General features: G+C 40.9%; 15 protein-coding genes. 10 read left to right on the top strand and 5 right to left on the bottom strand.

All coding sequences use genetic code 11. The features are described from left to right. Positions 1–32: 32 nt before the first annotated feature. The 3 genes from AC4QJR_RS25880 to AC4QJR_RS25870 all read left to right on the top strand — a co-directional run bounded on the left by AC4QJR_RS25880 (position 33) and on the right by AC4QJR_RS25870 (position 2,812). Positions 33–800 carry a SurA N-terminal domain-containing protein gene (locus AC4QJR_RS25880; RefSeq protein ID WP_496524684.1) on the top strand — a complete coding sequence of 256 codons (768 nt, stop codon included), beginning with the start codon at positions 33–35 and terminating at the stop codon, positions 798–800. Positions 801–1,034: 234 nt separating this feature from the next. Next, complete coding sequence (locus AC4QJR_RS25875; RefSeq protein ID WP_496524683.1) at positions 1,035–1,997, top strand: S8 family peptidase; 963 nt, start codon at positions 1,035–1,037, stop codon at positions 1,995–1,997. After that, entirely contained in the window at positions 1,997–2,812 is an 816-nt protein-coding gene (locus AC4QJR_RS25870) for an endonuclease I family protein (protein WP_496524682.1), read from the top strand. The genes AC4QJR_RS25875 and AC4QJR_RS25870 overlap by 1 nt, the downstream gene beginning before the upstream one ends. Positions 2,813–2,895: 83 nt before the next feature. Here AC4QJR_RS25870 and AC4QJR_RS25865 read toward each other — a convergent pair whose 3' ends face one another. Beyond that, positions 2,896–4,269 carry a sigma-54 interaction domain-containing protein gene (locus tag AC4QJR_RS25865; RefSeq protein WP_496524681.1) on the bottom strand — a complete coding sequence of 458 codons (1,374 nt, stop codon included), beginning with the start codon at positions 4,267–4,269 and terminating at the stop codon, positions 2,896–2,898. A gap of 262 nt (positions 4,270–4,531) precedes the next feature. On the opposite strand from AC4QJR_RS25865, the gene AC4QJR_RS25860 reads away from it, so the two are divergent. The 5 genes from AC4QJR_RS25860 to AC4QJR_RS25840 all read left to right on the top strand — a co-directional run bounded on the left by AC4QJR_RS25860 (position 4,532) and on the right by AC4QJR_RS25840 (position 10,132). Continuing rightward, positions 4,532–5,614: an aromatic ring-hydroxylating oxygenase subunit alpha gene (locus AC4QJR_RS25860; protein WP_496524680.1), complete on the top strand. Its 1,083-nt coding sequence runs from the start codon at positions 4,532–4,534 to the stop codon at positions 5,612–5,614. Beyond that, the gene (locus tag AC4QJR_RS25855) at positions 5,607–7,058 is read left to right on the top strand and encodes an aldehyde dehydrogenase family protein (RefSeq protein ID WP_496524679.1); all 1,452 of its coding nucleotides are present in this window, start codon (positions 5,607–5,609) and stop codon (positions 7,056–7,058) included. The genes AC4QJR_RS25860 and AC4QJR_RS25855 overlap by 8 nt, the downstream gene beginning before the upstream one ends. Before the next feature lie 18 nt (positions 7,059–7,076). After that, the gene (locus tag AC4QJR_RS25850; protein WP_496524678.1) at positions 7,077–8,168 is read left to right on the top strand and encodes a tartrate dehydrogenase; all 1,092 of its coding nucleotides are present in this window, start codon (positions 7,077–7,079) and stop codon (positions 8,166–8,168) included. Between the two features lie 312 nt (positions 8,169–8,480). Further along, a complete protein-coding gene (locus tag AC4QJR_RS25845) occupies positions 8,481–8,669 on the top strand; it encodes a DUF3311 domain-containing protein (RefSeq protein WP_496524677.1) in 189 nt (62 codons plus the stop codon). Further along, positions 8,669–10,132: a sodium:solute symporter family protein gene (locus AC4QJR_RS25840; RefSeq protein ID WP_496526748.1), complete on the top strand. Its 1,464-nt coding sequence runs from the start codon at positions 8,669–8,671 to the stop codon at positions 10,130–10,132. Before AC4QJR_RS25845 ends, AC4QJR_RS25840 begins: the two co-directional genes overlap by 1 nt. A 113-nt stretch (positions 10,133–10,245) precedes the next feature. On the opposite strand, the gene AC4QJR_RS25835 is transcribed toward AC4QJR_RS25840, so the two are convergent. Beyond that, a complete protein-coding gene (locus AC4QJR_RS25835) occupies positions 10,246–10,920 on the bottom strand; it encodes a trimeric intracellular cation channel family protein (RefSeq protein WP_375377465.1) in 675 nt (224 codons plus the stop codon). A 384-nt stretch (positions 10,921–11,304) separates the two neighbouring features. Between AC4QJR_RS25835 and AC4QJR_RS25830 the strand changes: the two genes are divergently transcribed. Further along, the gene (locus AC4QJR_RS25830; RefSeq protein ID WP_283876314.1) at positions 11,305–11,652 is read left to right on the top strand and encodes a Na-translocating system protein MpsC family protein; all 348 of its coding nucleotides are present in this window, start codon (positions 11,305–11,307) and stop codon (positions 11,650–11,652) included. 135 nt (positions 11,653–11,787) lie between these two features. Here the strand turns inward: AC4QJR_RS25830 and AC4QJR_RS25825 are convergent, their stop codons facing one another. Next, positions 11,788–12,978 (bottom strand): MFS transporter, encoded by a 1,191-nt coding sequence (locus tag AC4QJR_RS25825; RefSeq protein ID WP_496524676.1) that lies wholly within the window; start codon positions 12,976–12,978, stop codon positions 11,788–11,790. 326 nt (positions 12,979–13,304) lie between these two features. On the opposite strand from AC4QJR_RS25825, the gene nagZ reads away from it, so the two are divergent. Then, positions 13,305–15,050, top strand: a complete 1,746-nt coding sequence (gene nagZ, locus AC4QJR_RS25820; protein WP_496524675.1) for a beta-N-acetylhexosaminidase — start codon at positions 13,305–13,307, stop codon at positions 15,048–15,050. A 61-nt stretch (positions 15,051–15,111) separates the two neighbouring features. Here nagZ and AC4QJR_RS25815 read toward each other — a convergent pair whose 3' ends face one another. Then, positions 15,112–16,614 carry a sodium:solute symporter family protein gene (locus AC4QJR_RS25815; RefSeq protein WP_496524674.1) on the bottom strand — a complete coding sequence of 501 codons (1,503 nt, stop codon included), beginning with the start codon at positions 16,612–16,614 and terminating at the stop codon, positions 15,112–15,114. Continuing rightward, positions 16,614–16,817 carry a DUF3311 domain-containing protein gene (locus AC4QJR_RS25810; RefSeq protein WP_375377461.1) on the bottom strand — a complete coding sequence of 68 codons (204 nt, stop codon included), beginning with the start codon at positions 16,815–16,817 and terminating at the stop codon, positions 16,614–16,616. Before AC4QJR_RS25810 ends, AC4QJR_RS25815 begins: the two co-directional genes overlap by 1 nt. Positions 16,818–17,111 lie beyond the last annotated feature (294 nt).

The raw sequence follows: 17,111 nt of genomic DNA, 5'->3' as shown, positions 1-17,111 counted from the left end.
TATATGGAAAAGGGCACGAAGGGAGAAGGATCATGAAGAAAATAATATTTCCTCTTATTGCAGGAATCATGGCTATTACTTTAACTGCTTGTGGTTCAAATGATAAAGGGGCACAATCCAATAATCGTAAGGAGCAAACTAAAACTGCTCAAACCGAACAACAAGATCAAGAGAAACAGATGAAAGAATTGCAGAAGAAGCTGGATAAGCAAAAAATAGCAGACAAGAAAACCGTTGCTATCATCAATGATGAAAAGGTTTTAGGTAGTGACTATAATATGGTGTTATCTTCTCTACAAATGCAAATGCAACAACTGGGACAAGATCCTACTTCTGAAGAAGCAGCCAAACAAGTGAAAGATCAAACTATCGAAAGCTTAGTGGGACAAACGTTGATTCTACAAGAAGCAGATAAAAAAGGGTACCAAGCATCAGATGACGAAGTTGAAAAACAATTAGCCAAAATGAAAGAATCGTATAAAGGTGATAACAAATTTGAAGATGCTATGAAACTAGCTGGTTTGGATATGACGACCCTAAAATCCAAAACTGCTGAGAATATCCAATACATGAAGTACATGGCGAAAGAAATACCAGTAAAAGAAGTAACGGATGAAGAAATTCAAGCCTATTATGATCAATCTGCCAAGCAAGGTGATGCCGGAGGTCAGAAACTTCCAAAACTTGAAGAAGTAAAACCGCAAATTAAGCAACAACTTGAACAACAACAGCAACAAAAACAGCTCACTAAACTAGTAGACGAGCTTAAGAAAAATGCTAAAGTTGACATTAAAATTTAATGATTTCAATGAGTAACCCCATAGCTAAAGCTAGGGGGTTTTACTTTGCTTTTTGATAAATTCGGTATCTGTTACCACCCAACATTACAGTTAACTATGCTGTAAGAGAATGTGAATAGGAACATTAGTTCGTAAAAATGCAACTAAAGTAACTGTTTTAATAGATTCAGAATTGTTATACTATTGGTAACTCCCAAGAATATACAGAAAATCATTCTGTCAGGAGGGGTACCAATGGAGAAAAAATTACAATTAATTCCGTATCAAGTAAATGAAAAGGTCGAAGTGGTGTCAGAGGTGCCAAAAGGGATTGAGCTGATTGATGCTCCAAAAATCTGGGAGAAATCGAAAGGTATGGGAATCACGGTTGCGATCTTGGACACAGGCTGCGATGTCACTCATCCTGATTTAAGGGAGCGAATTATCGGCGGACGGAATTTCACGGAAGATGATAATGGAAATCCTGATGTATACACTGACTATAATGGCCATGGAACCCATGTGGCTGGCACCATTGCTGCCGCCCAAAACGGTACAGGAGTCATTGGTGTTGCACCTGAAGCAAGTTTACTGATTTTAAAGGTGCTTGATAAAAATGGATCAGGGCAATATGACTGGATCATCAATGGAATTAACTATGCCGTTGAACAAAAGGCGGATATTATCTCGATGAGCCTCGGCGGTTCTCAGGATGTTCCTGAGTTGCATCAAGCGATTCAAAACGCAATCGCTAAGCAAATTCTAGTCGTTTGTGCTGCTGGAAATGAGGGGGATGGACAGGAATCTTCCGATGAATTCGCCTATCCTGGCAGCTACAATGAAGTCATCAGCGTCGGAGCCATTAATCTGCAACGCCGTTCTTCTGAATTTTCAAATTCGAATAATGAAGTCGACTTAGTAGCTCCTGGTGAAGAAATCCTTTCAACGTATCTAAACGGAAAGTATGCAATCTTGAGCGGAACTTCGATGGCAACACCGCACATATCCGGTGCACTTGCCCTCATTAAAGAGATTGCCAACAAAAACTTTGAGCGAAATCTAACAGAGCCTGAGTTGTATGCACAATTAATAAAGAGAACAGTTCCTCTTGGAAACTCTCCAAAACTCGAAGGCAATGGATTGCTGTTCTTAACAGCGGAGGACTACCTGTCGGATGTGTTCACCCAAAAGTTATCTGCTCAAGCGTTGAAAATATAATGGAAAAGCTAGATTTGCTTTACAGTGAGTGGGAAACAGCCAAGTCAGACTTTTTAAATTATAAAGAAAATCGACCCTATTATGATGAAAAGAAAGATAAGGAAGTTAGGAATCAATACTATCAGAGCATTTCATTCACGGATGCTAATCTTTCAGAAAGCCTTCATGCATTGCTTGAAAAAACACATACAGATCTGTTAAACTACAGACCGCACCGTTATGTGTACCCTTGGGTTGATTTGCAGGAAAACGGTTCATTAAAAAGCCTTTATTCTGGAAAAGGGATGAATCCACTTTCTGTCATAGAGGAGGACGTTCGGCTCCTTGAAATGCAAGCAAAAGGGTTAATCGGCATCTTTTCTGAAGATCTATTAAACTGTGAACATGTAGTTCCTCAATCATGGTTCGATAAAAAAGAACCGATGAGAGGAGACTTGCATCATCTATTTGCCTGCGAACCCACCTGCAATAGCAGTCGCAGCAACCATCCTTACTATGATTTCCACGATTATGTCCCTGAAGGATGGCTTCTAGGAATCAAAGATGGCTGTGGCAAGGCGGAAGAAAGTAAATTCGAACCTGAATACGGCAAAGGAATCGTTGCCAGAGCAACACTCTATTTCCTAATCCGCTATCCAAACACCATAAAAAAAGAACTAGAGAATGTCTCTTTATTGCTAAAATGGCATCAAACCTTTCCGGTCTCCATCTATGAGAAGCATCGCAACCTAGCGATCCATGAACTTCAAGGCAATCGGAACCCATTTATTGATTTTCCAGAGATGGCAGAGAGTATTGTAACTATTAATAAATGAAGTGATAGATTGGAAACTCCTTTGCAATAATGAATTGCAAAGGAGTTTTTATTTGCTTATTTCAATTTTTCAATCCAAGCTTTTCAGTTATACATCAAATCCTCGCAATACTCCCGGATTAGCTTTGAGGCTTTCGTTTGGCTGATATCGAGTTCTTTGGCTACTTTCCTGGACGATTTGTGCGTTTGATAAGCTCTTCTAATTAAAAACCGCTTTGTTTCATCAACCGCTTTATCGAGCGACGTAGGGAGTGCGAGCTGGGTGACTTGTTCAACATTGTCGGTGATCATTTCCGGCAAGTCGGACACTTGGATAATGGAGTCGCTAATCACGACTAACCGTTCAATCAAATTTTCGAGCTGACGTACATTTCCCGGCCATGAATAATGGATTAATAGATTTAAACATTCTTCCGAAATGACTTTGTTGTCATGATATTTTTTATTGAATTGGTGCAAAAAATTATATGTAAGCGGAATGATATCCTCTTTGCGCTCCCGGAGCGGCGGCAGGTAGATATCGATCACATTCAGCCGGTAAAATAAATCCTCCCGGAATCGTTTGTCATTGACCATGTCAATTAAATCCCGGTTTGTTGCGGCAATGATGCGGATATCGACTTTCTTTATTTCACTGCTTCCAATTGGAAGGAACTGTTTATCCTGGATCACTTGTAACAGCTTTGCCTGCAAAGCGAGCGGCATTTCCCCAATCTCATCAAGAAACACCGTGCCGCCGTCCGCGGCTTCGATCAATCCAGGTTTTCCTGCTTTGTTTGCTCCAGTAAATGCCCCTTTGGAATAACCGAAAAGCTCTGATTCCAGCAGCTCTTCCGGAATGGCCGCACAGTTGATCGTCAGGAACGGACTGCTTTCTCTCTTACTAATGCGGTGGATATACTGCGCGAGTACGCCTTTTCCTGTTCCTGATTCTCCTTGAATTAAAACCGTCGAATCGGTTGGCGCTACTTTTTCACAAAAAGCGAGGATTTGGTTGATTTTCCTGCTGTTTGTAATGATATGGCCCGTTTCTTCTTTCGTTTGAGTCGGTTTTGACTCATTGCTCATCCCACTCGTTTTTCCCATTTCATATGTCTGCAATTCGGTTGATGTGATGACAACGAGTTCGATTTCCCCCTCGTCATTTAAGATGGGAATCGCCGATGTCATCAACTCAGCCCCGATATATGTCTGCTGTCTTAAGTAGCAAGGCTTTTTTCTTCTATACACTTCCGGCACAATCGAAGGTTTCCAGTAGCCTTTTTCAAATAATTCGAGATTGTATTTGCCGATGACATCACTTGGCTTCAGCCCATAATGGCGCTCACAGACCTGATTTACATAAAGAATCCGCTTTTCGCCGTCGAGGACGAAAATTTCATCGGAAGAATGATCGAGGATCTTTAAAAGTTCTTGTACTGTCATCTCAATATTGCCTGTTGCTTCAGGACTTTTCATAGATTGATCCTCACTTTCACAAGGTGATGAGTTATTTCTGACAAAAAATCGTCAAATTTGAGTCAATTATAACTCAAAAAGAAAGCGTTTTTACCAAAAAACAAAATTTTTTGTGTATTCTTACTGTTTTTTAAACTTGGCACGTGAATTGCATATATACAAATTGAGAGGTGGCAATGAAAGTACATCAATCAACACGAATAACACTTGCACCTTGCCAGGAAGTATTTAATCATCATCAATTATCGGAGGAGAATGGAAAATGGCTTATAATACAGTAGAAAATGCAACTAATCGGACATTTGAAAGAACGTTGACTTATGACAAATACACAGATCCGAAAGTACTTGAAAAAGAAATGGATCTTGTTTTCTCTAAATCTTGGCAGCTTGTGGGGCATGTTAGTCAGTTAGAAAAAGTAGGTGCTTTCTTTACCACTGAAGTTGCGAATGAACCAATTATCGTGACTCGTGGGCAGGATGAAGTCATCCGCGCTTTTTATAACGTCTGCCCGCACCGTGCAACAAAGCTTGAAAAAAATGAGTCTGGTAAGAAGAAAATTTTACAATGCGCCTACCATGGCTGGACATTTAAATTAGATGGGCAATTAAACAAAGCACCTAACTTTAAAGGAGAGGATGCAGCTTGTGTACAAGACGCTTGTCTACGTTCAGTCCGCATGGAAATCTTGGAATCATTAATCTTTGTCAACTTGGACGATAACGCGAAGCCGCTAAGCGAATCTTACGGTGATTTCTTCAATTGTTTGAGCAAATATCCGTTTTTAAGTGAGTTAAAACGAACAAACCAAACCTCACGGGTGATTAAAGCGAACTGGAAAGCGTTTATTGATAATTATTTAGAGTGTGATCACTGCCATGTGGCACATCCAAGCTTCGTTGCAGCCCTTGACATGGATGATTATCAAATCATTACCTGTGAAAATTATTCACTACAAGGATCGATTGTTAAACCGGATAAAAATTATGGAACAGTCGATTTAAATCAGGCGGAAATGAAAGGCGGATCATTCTTCTGGCTATGGCCAAACCTAATGTTGACCATTTATCCGGGTCCTGGCAATATGGCAACGATTCAATTGGTGCCGATTGATCATGAAACAACATTGATTCTTTATACTTATTATTTCCGCGATGAGAATTTGACTCAAGAAGAAAAAGACTTAGTTGCTTTTGCGGAACAAGTTCGCCTGGAGGATGTGGAACTTGTCGAATTAGAACAAATTGGTTTCCGTTCTCGTGCATTTAACAAAGGAAGATATTCGTCTTCAGAAAAAGCAATTGTACAATTTCATGAAATGGTATTGGAGGCCCTCAATGAGTAATTTAGCGAATGACGTCAAAGCGAAGAAGAAGTATCTGATGATCAATGGAGAAAAAGTAGAAACAGCGAAATATGCTCCATTATATTCACCGTATTCCGGAGAAGAAATCGCTCAAATTGCGATGGCGGATAAACATCTGACAGTACAAGCCATTGCGGCTGCCTACGAGGCACGCGAAAGTATGGCGAAAATGCCGGCGTATCAGCGGGCGGAGATTTTAGAAAATGTGGTGGCGCTTTTAAAAGAGAAAGCGGACGAAGCGGCTGAAGTTATTTCTCGTGAATCAGCGAAACCCATCATGTTCGCGAAAGCGGAAGTGGCAAGAACGATTGAAACGTATAAGTTTGCAGCCGAAGAGGCAAAAAGAATTCACGGAGAAACGATTCCCTTTGACGCAGCCGCCGGCGGCGTCGGCCGAATTGGTTACACATTAAGAGAGCCAATTGGGGTTATTGGGGCGATCACCCCATTCAACTTCCCGATGAACCTTGTTGCTCATAAAGTCGGGCCTGCAATCGCAGCTGGCAATACGATCGTTTTGAAGCCAGCATCGCAGACACCTCTGTCTGCCCTCTTTATTGCGGAAATTTTTGAAGAAGCCGGACTTCCAGCGGGTGCTTTGAATGTTGTAACTGGTCCTGGCGGCACGGTTGGGGACGCGATTGTCGAAGATGACCGTGTTAGCATGGTGACATTTACAGGCAGTCCGAGCGTCGGCATCGGGATCCGGAACAAGGCAGGCTTGAAAAAGACGACACTTGAACTTGGTTCAAACGCCGCACTAATTATTGATAAGGATATTGACATTGATTCGATTATTGACCGCTGCATCATGGGTGCTTTCTCTAACCAAGGACAAGTTTGTATTTCCTTGCAGCGTGTGTATGCACATGAAGATGTATATGAAGAATTTGTTGCGAAGTTCACTGAAGCAGCGAAGAAGTTGAAAATCGGTGACCCGCTTGATCCGGATACGTATATTTCAGCGTTAATCTCTAAAGGGGAATCAGAACGTGTGCTGGGCTGGATCGAAGAAACGAAAGGCAGCGATGCGAGGATAGCAGCGGGCGGCAAACTGCAGGATGGCGTTCTTGAGCCAACCATTATTACCGATGCGGACCATTCCTTAAAAATTTCTTGTCAGGAAGCCTTTGCTCCAGTTGTCGTTGTTAACAAAGTGCGTTCAGTTGAAGAGGCGATTGAGCAAGTGAATGATTCTCGCTTTGGTTTACAGGCTGGAATTTATACAAACAATGTGAAAAATGCGTTGTTCGCTTCAAAAGAATTGCATGTGGGCGGTGTCATTATTAATGACGTGCCGACCTATCGTGTTGACCAAATGCCGTACGGCGGTGTAAAAGAAAGTGGGACAGGCCGTGAAGGAATAAAATACGCTGTGGAAGAAATGACTGAACTGAAATTGGTCGTTTGGAACCAAGGCTAAAAAACGAGGGAGATCATTGTGAAGCACTATAAAATAGCTGTTATCGCCGGAGACGGCATTGGCCCTGAAGTCATTAATGAAGGGATCAAGGTATTAAACAAAGTGGCAGCACTTGATTCGGGTTTCCAATTGGATTTCACGTACTTTCCATGGGGCTGTGAATTTTACGCGAAAAATGGAAAAATGATGGATGATGATGGGATCGAGCAGTTGAAAGAGTTTGATGCGATTTATTTGGGAGCCGTCGGGTTTCCCGGCGTCCCCGACCATATTTCACTGTGGGATCTATTGTTAAAAATCCGAAAAAGCTTCGATCAATATGTGAACATTCGGCCGGTAACCCTGCTAAAAGGGGCGCACTTACCACTTGTCGATGTGAAACGCGAAGACATCGATATGCTGTTCATTCGTGAAAATACGGAAGGGGAATATTCAGGCGCAGGTGATTGGCTGTTTAAAGGGCAGGAACACGAAGTCGTTATGCAAAACGGTGTCTTTTCCCGTAAAGGCACGGAGCGGATCATTCGTTACGCGTTTGAAACGGCGAAAAAAGAAGGCAGGTCGCTGACGAGCATTTCTAAAGCAAATGCCCTTAATTACTCAATGGTTTTTTGGGATCAGGTATTTGAAGAAGTGAGCGCAGATTATCCGGAAGTCAAAACGGCTTCTTATCTTGTCGATGCGGCGGCGATGCTGATGATTAAAGATCCAAAACGCTTTGAAGTCGTTGTAACATCGAACTTGTTCGGGGATATTTTAACGGATTTGGGAGCTGCCATTGCTGGAGGGATCGGACTCGCTGCTGGAGCGAATATCAATCCAGAAAGAAACTTTCCATCCATGTTTGAGCCGATTCACGGATCTGCTCCGGATATTGCTGGGCAGCAAATTGCCAATCCGCTGGCAGCTATTTGGTCCGCCAGCCAAATGCTCGACTTTTTCGGCTATGAAGCATACGGAAAACTCGTGTTGGATGCCATCGAACAACTTCTGGTAGAAAATGAAGTTTTGACACCGGATATGAATGGCACTTCTTCAACAGCTGATGTAGGAAACCGTGTCGTAGATTTGATAGAATCCTTCGTTGATTCCCAAAAGGTGAATAGCTGATAGATTCATCTACGGTATGATCTATTACATAAAAGGTCTTAACCGGCCTTTTATGTAATACCCGTTATATATTTTTTTTAAATGTAGGCTGTGTTAAACGTTAATGCTGATTTTGGCACTCTGTTGATTGAAGTGCCTGGAACGGAAATCAACAGACCAGTTTAACAGAACCAAAATGTAAAGCGTTTTCAAATTTGATGCGAAAATCACTTGTTTTTTACTAGTCTATACTCTACTCTATTAGAATTCGGAATAAGCAAAGAATTTAAAGTCTGAAAATTCATACTAAACTTCGTGAGGGGGAATTTCTGAGTGAAAGTTGTAATTTGGATCCTTGCAATAATTCCTATCATTGGTGCGTTCACGGTCGTAAACCGGATCGAGCCTTACATATTTGGGTTACCCTTCATTGTTTTTTGGGCGACTGCCTGGCTCGTATTAACTTCAGTATTTTTATTGATTACTAATATTTTATTAGATAGACAGGAGGAAACTAAATGATTAGCTCGATTATCATTCTCATCGGTACTTTTCTTCTGGCTTTCTATTTAGGAATTCGTGCCCGCAAAGGCCAGCAACTCGAAGAATGGGCTGTAGGCGGCCGTAATTTTGGTCCAATCGTCATGTTTGTGTTAATGGCTGGTGAAATTTTTACAACGTATGTATTTCTCGGAGGAACAGGCGGAACCTACCGAATGGGAGGCCCCATCATCTATATCTTTAACGCCTTCTGTTATATTGTGCCGTTCTGGATTTTGCCTCCGATTTGGCGTTATGCCAAAAAGCATCGAGTGATTACTCAATCGGACTTTTTTGCAAAGAAGTATGATAGTAAACCACTCGGGTTATTAGTAGCTATCGTCGGGGTCGTTTCAATGATTCCTTATATTGTATTACAGTTAAAAGGTCTTAAAATCATTGTGTCAGAGGCTTCCTACGGTGCAATTTCACCGAATTTAGCTGTATGTATTGGGGTAGTTGCCGTCACGATTTTTGTGTCATTGTCCGGTATTCACGGTTCAGCCTCAACGGCCATTTTAAAAGACATTCTCCTTCTTGGTGTTATTCTATTTTTAGGTTTCTATCTACCGTATCATTATTATGGCGGCATTCAACCGATGTTTGAAACATTGGATGCGGCAAAGCCGGAGTTCTTATTAATGCCTGACGAGGGCTTAAGTATATCCTGGTATATTTCAACCTGTTTAACGATCGGATTAGGACAATATATGTGGCCTCAATGCTTCGGTGCCAGTTTATCATCGAAAAATGAAAGAACATTGCGACAGAATGCAGCCATTTTGCCGCTGTACCAAATCATATTGGTATTCATTTTATTCATTGGCTTCACGGCCCTTTTACAAATTCCAAATTTACAAGGAGCGGATACAGATTTATCCCTCTTTAAAATCGCTAAAGCAACATTCGATCCTTGGGTGGTCGGAGTCATAGGAGCTGCTGGTATCTTAACAGCATTGGTCCCCTGTTCGATGTTACTACTAACGGCAGCGACGATCTTAACGAAAAATATTTATAAGTCGATTAAACCGAATACCACCGACGAGCAAATTGGACGCTATACACGTATGTGTGTCCCTATCGTGGCGCTAATCGCCTTATTTTTCACTTTTTTCGGCGGAAACAGTATTATTGCCTTGCTGATCATGGCTTACAGCTTTGTGCTGCAATTATTCCCACCACTGTTTTTAAGTTTATGGAAGAAAAACCCCGTTACTAAAACAGGCGCAGCTGCAGGGATTATATCCGGTGTCATCATGGTTGCTTATGTCACCCTAACTAGTTCGACGATGGCGACGTTCTTTCCGAAGGCCCCTTCGTATATAAAAGATCTCGATGTCGGTATCGCGGCCCTTGTCATTAACATTGTATTCATGTTCGCGGTCAGTGCATTTACTAGAACATCAGTACAACTAGAGAGAGAGATTGATACAAAGGCGGTATAAGTTTAGTTAAATAAACTAATATGATCTCCAACTAACCTACAAAGGCTTGTTCTTTGTAGGTTTTTTTGAATGTATAGATTTAGCATCAATCGGGAGCTAGATTTATACAGGCCCTAATTTTTAGGGATAGTAAAATCCTCCGATCTAAAAGAATTTTCTGATAAAATACGTATCTGTGATTTCCTACCCTTTTTATGATTGCAGGGCAGGTGGAGCCGCCACTGATAGCGAATAGCAGACATGCGTAACGCCATAACAATAAGGACAATCAGGGTCAACTGAATGGGGGTGTTCCAACCCAGCCAAATACATATGGCACATAAAATCGTTAAAATTGCATGGATTTCTTCCTTTAAAGCAAGGGGTTTTCGGGCAGCGATGATGTCACGAATCATCCCCCCTCCAACGCCGGTAAACATCGACGCCAAGACCATTACGCCCAAATCATTAGAAAAAACCTTTTGGGCTGACATTGCTCCTTGAAGAGCAAAGGAAGCAAGACCAATGGAATCAAAAAATAAACTCCACCGCTTCCAATGATTAATCCACTTTAGCGGCAATAATACGATGAATGTCAGCGTTATTAAAACTGTTAAAATGATGGAATGGTCCCAAAGCTCTGAAATAGGGACACCGATAATCAAATTTCGTACGATCCCTCCCCCAAAGGCTGTGGTTAAACCCAATGCGTAAACCCCCACAAAGGAATATTCTGCTTCAAGGGCTACAAAAGCCCCGCTTGCTGCATATGAAATAATTCCGATAAAATGAAGGACGATCCAAGACATTCCTTTAAAAACCTCCTGATATAAATAATTTATTTTCCTAATCTCTTTAGACGAAAATACGAACTTTGGAAAATACTTTGCAAGAAAGAAAAATATTTTTTCCATTTTTATACAAAAAACTCCACCACAAGAAATCGTCTCATCAGACGACAGTTTGTGGTGGAGTAATCAATTAGCATTGCCTACTAATAAATCATTCCATTGGAAATAATAAATAGAGTTCTAACAAAAAGTTTTATTAGGGCTCCATCAATAAAATTTGTCTAAATTTTGTCCAACGGCATTGATTATACTCCTCTAAACCAGAAAAGCAAGACAAATTTAGGACTGGTTGAATTTTTTGTAGACTTTGTTGTATAGTATCGAGTTGTTAGGAGGAGAGACATGGGGAAAAAGGAAACAGCGTTTAATGATATTGTACGGAAAATGCGGAAAGAGATTTTTGGAAAGGGACCGGAGCGAATTTTTACTCACTTTGTGGATAATATGGCCATCACAACCATGTATGGTATTCTAACTCCGACAGAAAAATTTATTGCACAATCACAAGAGGGTAAAAAAGTAATTCATAGTGCCCGAACCGAAATGATTCGGGATATATATAAGCAAAAAATACCTGAGGGAATGGAGGAGATCGTAGGTTCAAAACTGCTTCATTTATTTTCGGATGCAAAGATTGAAGAGGATATGGCTGTATCTGTATTTATTTTTGAAAAAACGATTGAGTTATAACCAATTGTTTTTAAAGGTATTGGTTTTGAGGCATTTGAAAGAAGTATCAAAGAACACTTCAAGGTTCTTGATACTTCTTTCTTCTTTTATTATCAAATAGCAGTGTAAAACCCCTAGCTTTAGCTATGGGGATATTCATGCGGGTTTTGTTTGTTTTTGGTCCAAGTGATGGCTTAGAAAAGTTAGAAGACTTGCTAGTATTGCAATCAATCCGCCGACCAATGTCACACTCATCAAATTGCCTTGATGGTAAACCATTCCGCCTGCTGCGGACCCCAGGGCAATACCGATATTGCTAGCGACTGGCATTAGTGAAGCAGCGAGTCCTGTCGCTTTTGGCTGATAAATACCTGCAAGGTCAATCAAATAAAGCTGGGTAGATGTTGTTAAAAGGATGGCCATTAAAGACATCAAGCCAATGTTAATCAATCCATAGAGTAAATTATTTGAAGTCCAATATAAGCTGATTAGAACAATTGCTTGCAAAAGGAAAACAATGCGAAGACGCCCGATCGCATTGTTGCTAGCAATTTTTCCAGCGAGTATGTTGCTGAAAATCGAAATAAATCCGTAGCCAAATAATATCAAACTGATTGAATTACTCGGTGCTTCCATTCCATTCAGGATCGGAACAAGATACGTATAAACGGCATACGTCGCTCCAAATCCTAAAGATGGAATGAAAAACGCCATTAAGATTCGAGGGTGTGTCAACAATGAAAATTGATCACGCATTGAACTGCGAAATTGACTGAGCTTATTAGGCAAAACGAAGAAAGATGCCAAAAACGCAATTCCACCAAGAAAAGTCGTTAACAGGAAAGTTGCATTCCAGTTGTACCATTCAGCGATAGCAGTGCCAATTGGTACTCCAATCACGTTTGCAAGAGTAAAACCACCGAAAACAAATGATATAGCAAGTCCTCGTTTGGCGCTTGGAATGGCTTCACTGGCAACAATCATGGCAAGGGAGATTAAAACACCTGTTACAATCGCCGTCATCATCCGAAGTACAAGAAGCATGATGTAGCTCGTCGAAAACACACACAAAGCATTCAGGATGATGAACGAGCCTATTAAAAACAACATCCATTTACGCTTAGGAAAATGACTTGTTGCGCTCATCACGAGCGGTGTAGCAATGGCAAATGTAATGGCAAACGCAGAAACGAGTGTTCCTGCTTTTTCATTCGCTATATGAAGACCTGAGGAAATATCGGTTAAGATCCCGACGATAACAAATTCGCTTGTCCCAAGAACAAATGTTAATAAAGAAAGTGTAAAGATGAGCAACCAATGTCGCTTGGATAATTCAGTAGAGTTCATAAATACCTCTTTTCTTAGATGAATGTATATGTGAAACATGGCAGTAAACAATTAAAACATCATACCATAAAACATTTTTACTAGGATAGTCCATACTTTTTACCAGCCATTAAAAAGGGAGTTAGATTCCTTCATTCACTGGCATTCTATATCATAAAAACATTGTTTCTGGATTCATTAAAAAGCTGTAATATACAGAGGTATGAATCATATTTGTATGTTACAGCAAGTTTTTAACGCTCCATTTAGGTATAATGGATAAACAAGACACTGCGTAAAACTTGCAATATATAAATGGTGAGTTTGCCAAAGAAAGGGATTCTATTATGTCAAAACGTAAAAAGTCCATCTTGAAACCACTTATTTTGTCCATCCTATCGCTCCTTATTATTCTAGTTGTAGTTTTTTATGTTTTGGATAAGGACAGGGACGGGAAGCAGAACCCAACGGAGAACTCTCAACCAGCCGTTGAACCTTCACCCAATACTCCACCAGAAATAGGTGAAAACAATAATCAGAAACTGCATGACTATATTAATGACCTTTTTTCCTTGGCGAAGGAAGGAAAAGTGGTCGGTATCCCTTTCGTTTCGGGGAAGGCTAAGAAGCAGGAAGTACAAAATAAATGGGGAGAACCGGACCAAACAACAGACACTGAAAGTGGTAGATACGAAGAATATAAGAATCGAAATATCGTTATAGGATACACAGGTGAGATTGTCACGGATATCCGATCATATGATCCTGAATTACAAAAAATCCGGCAAAATGACATCAAGAAGGCAGGCGGCGAACCTGATCAGATTCGCTACTATAAAGATGAAACACAAGACCAAATTATTCTTGTTTATCAGGTTACCCCTTTAACAGAGTTAAAGTGGATCTTACCAAAACCAACCGATCAGGAGTCGAATCCAAAAGTGGACCATATATCCGTCTATACACAAGTTAAAAATCAACCCGAGCAGTCTACTCCACCGGACCAGCAAAAGACCATAGCTGACATGAGTTTAGATGAGAAAATTGGGCAATTGATCTTCGCAGGTATAGCTGGCACCACCGTGGATTCCAATACAAAGAGTTTATTAACGAAATACAAGGTGGGCGGGATTATTTTTTACAAAGACAATTTAATCAACCCATCACAAACGGTGCAGCTATTGAATCAAGTGAAGTCTGAAAATGGCCAGAAGGTGCCGCTTCTCTTGGGAGTCGATCAAGAAGGCGGGCGCGTGACCAGGCTCCCTGGTGGATTGATTAATTTTCCAACCAATAAAGAAATTGGGGCCATTAATAATTCTCAGTTTTCCTATCAGGTGGGGACGATGTTAGGGAAGGAGTTAAAGGAATTTGGTTTCAATCTTGATTTTGCTCCTGTCCTGGACATCAACAGCAATCCAAATAACCCGGTGATAGGGGATCGTTCATACGGGAATAATGCTGAAATTGTGAGTAAGCTTGGTATTCAAACCTTTAAAGGAATACAATCGCAACACATTATTCCTACCATTAAGCATTTTCCAGGACATGGAGATACGTCGGTTGACTCCCATCTGGAGCTGCCCATTGTGAATAAAAGCCTGCAGCAGCTAAAAGAGCTCGAATTAATCCCGTTTGAGAAGGCAATCAATAGCGGTGCGGATGTTGTTATGGTGGCCCATATCTTATTGCCCAAACTGGATGCTGATTTTCCATCATCTATGTCCAAAAATATAATAACAGGGATCTTGAGGCAACAGCTGGACTATAGCGGTGTTGTCATCACGGATGACATGACCATGGGGGCAATTATCGACCATTATTCGATTGGCAGGGCCGCAGTCGAATCAGTTAAGGCCGGCAGTGATATTATTTTAGTTGGACATGGTTATAACAATATAGTGGAAGCCATTTCTTCTTTAAAAAACGCTGTCCAAAAAGGGGAAATTACGGAACAAAGAATAAATGAAAGTGTCAGTAGAATTTTGAAGTTAAAAAAGAAATATGAAATAAATAATGAGAAAGTAAACAATGCGAATATAGAGGAAGTAAACCAATCCATAAAAAAACTTCTGGATGAGTACTCAAATTAATCTTTCAACGAAGCGAAAAACACCGTTTGGACTATAGACCCAACGGTGTTTTTTTATTTGGTTATGCACCTTTTCGATGATTTATTTGGACAAACTTCGATCGATTAAACAGATATTCCTTTATCAAATTGGTTTGATGCTTTGCTTTAGCGGCAAAGAATGGATTCAAAATAACAATCGTTAGTAAGTTTGCTGATAATCCCCAAAATCCTTCATAAATTCCATGTGCGCTGTTTGTTGCGTAAACGGTAAAGGTTGTGGCCAATCCGACGAGCAATCCAATCGTTGTAGCTTCTCTCGTTTGATTTTTCCAGAATAAGCTCACAACAATGGCTGGGAAAATTTGCACCATTCCGGACACCCCTAAAAGCTGTAATGATACGAGGGCAGTAGGGAATAGCAGGCCGAATAATAAAGCAAGACCAATGACAACGAATACCATCGAACGTGTGACAAGTGTTAATTTGGCGCCATTTACGTTTGGATTAATTAAATCACGGTAGATGTTGTTGGCAAATAAGTTGGACGCACCGATGGCCATAATCGAGCAAGGGATTAACGATGCTAAGGCGATCGTTGAATAGGCCAGCCCTTGTCCGATCCCGCCGTATGAAACTTGAATTAGATTTAAAAAGGCAAAGCGCGGATCGCTTCCTTCCGGCAAGACATGGAAAGCGACAAAGCCTAGAAAAATGACCAAGATTAAGACTACGTTGTATAAAGGCAGGAACATCGCATTTTTTCGAACAGCATCAGCACTTTTTGCGGTAAATACGCCAGTTGCTCCGTGAGCCCACATAAATAAGGCCAAGGCTGAAACAAGTGAGGCGGTGATGAACCATGGGATTCCTTTTGGACCGGAAGTTGGAATCGTCAGTAGCTGCGGCGATTCTTTTACAAGGGTATCAATCATTGGACTCCAGCCGCCAAAATGAATAATCGGCAGAGAAACCACAAGGAATAACATAATCGCCCAGACGAGTACATCTTTAATGATGGCTGTATAGGTCGGTCCTTTGATTCCGCTAAAGAACGTAAACAGGGCCACAAGCAGGAAGGATGTAATCACGACTACTTTAACATTGATGAAGCCCGTTCCAGCCACTTGAAGCGTATCTTGGATCCCGGCCAACTGCAAATCAATATACGGGATGAGCATCAATACGCCGGTAATAGCGATGATCGAAGAGAGGAGCTTACTGTCAAAACGCTCTCGCGCATAATCCGCTAGTGTGGTCAGCTTGAATTTATTTGCTACCTTCCATAGTTTAGGAAGATAGAAATAGGAAACAAAGTAAGCGATGATACAATAAGGAATCGCAAAGAAGGCAAGACTTCCTCCAGAATAAGCTGTACTAGTCAGGCCTAAAAAGGTATAAGCCGTATATAAATCTGCGCCGACTAAAAACCAAACCAGCAATCCACCAAAGCGTCTGCCGCCAACCGACCATTCCTCTACTGAGCTTCGCGACGATTTATTACGTCCTGCTATAAATCCAATTAGAACAACGGTTAAGACAATAAATGCTGTGATTAACAAAGCTGTCAAATTTCCTTGTTGCATTAGTCAAGACTCCCTTCTGATTTATCAAGTTGATAGATCCCTAAAGTGCATAACGGTGTTAAGACGATCCATAAAAATAACCAAAATTGAAGAAAAGGCAGTCCTAAAATAATGGGATCGATTCGATTGACCAAAGGCAGTACCACTAATTGCGAAAGTAACGGAAGTATAATTAGTAATGATTTCATGAATTTTTTGCCCATGTAGAAACCTCCTGTTTGATCATAGGTGAGCAATATTAAAATAGTAATATTGTCATACCAATAGTATTGTTGAATAATTTTTTATGTTCGTAATCGTATCAAATCTGGTAAGAGATTACAAGGTAATTTTTTAACAATTTACAAAATTCTAATTAACAAACTATTATTTTAATGAATGGCTCTTGTAAAACTGGCCGTTGATTTCCACTCCAGGCGCTTCGCTTTCCGCGGGCGGCCCGGGGAGCCTCCTCGGCGCTAAGCGCCTGTGGGGTCTCCCCTGCCCCGTCCTCCCGC

Source organism: Neobacillus sp. BP17 (assembly GCF_059579525.1).
This window is presented reverse-complemented; position numbering and strand designations above follow the sequence as displayed.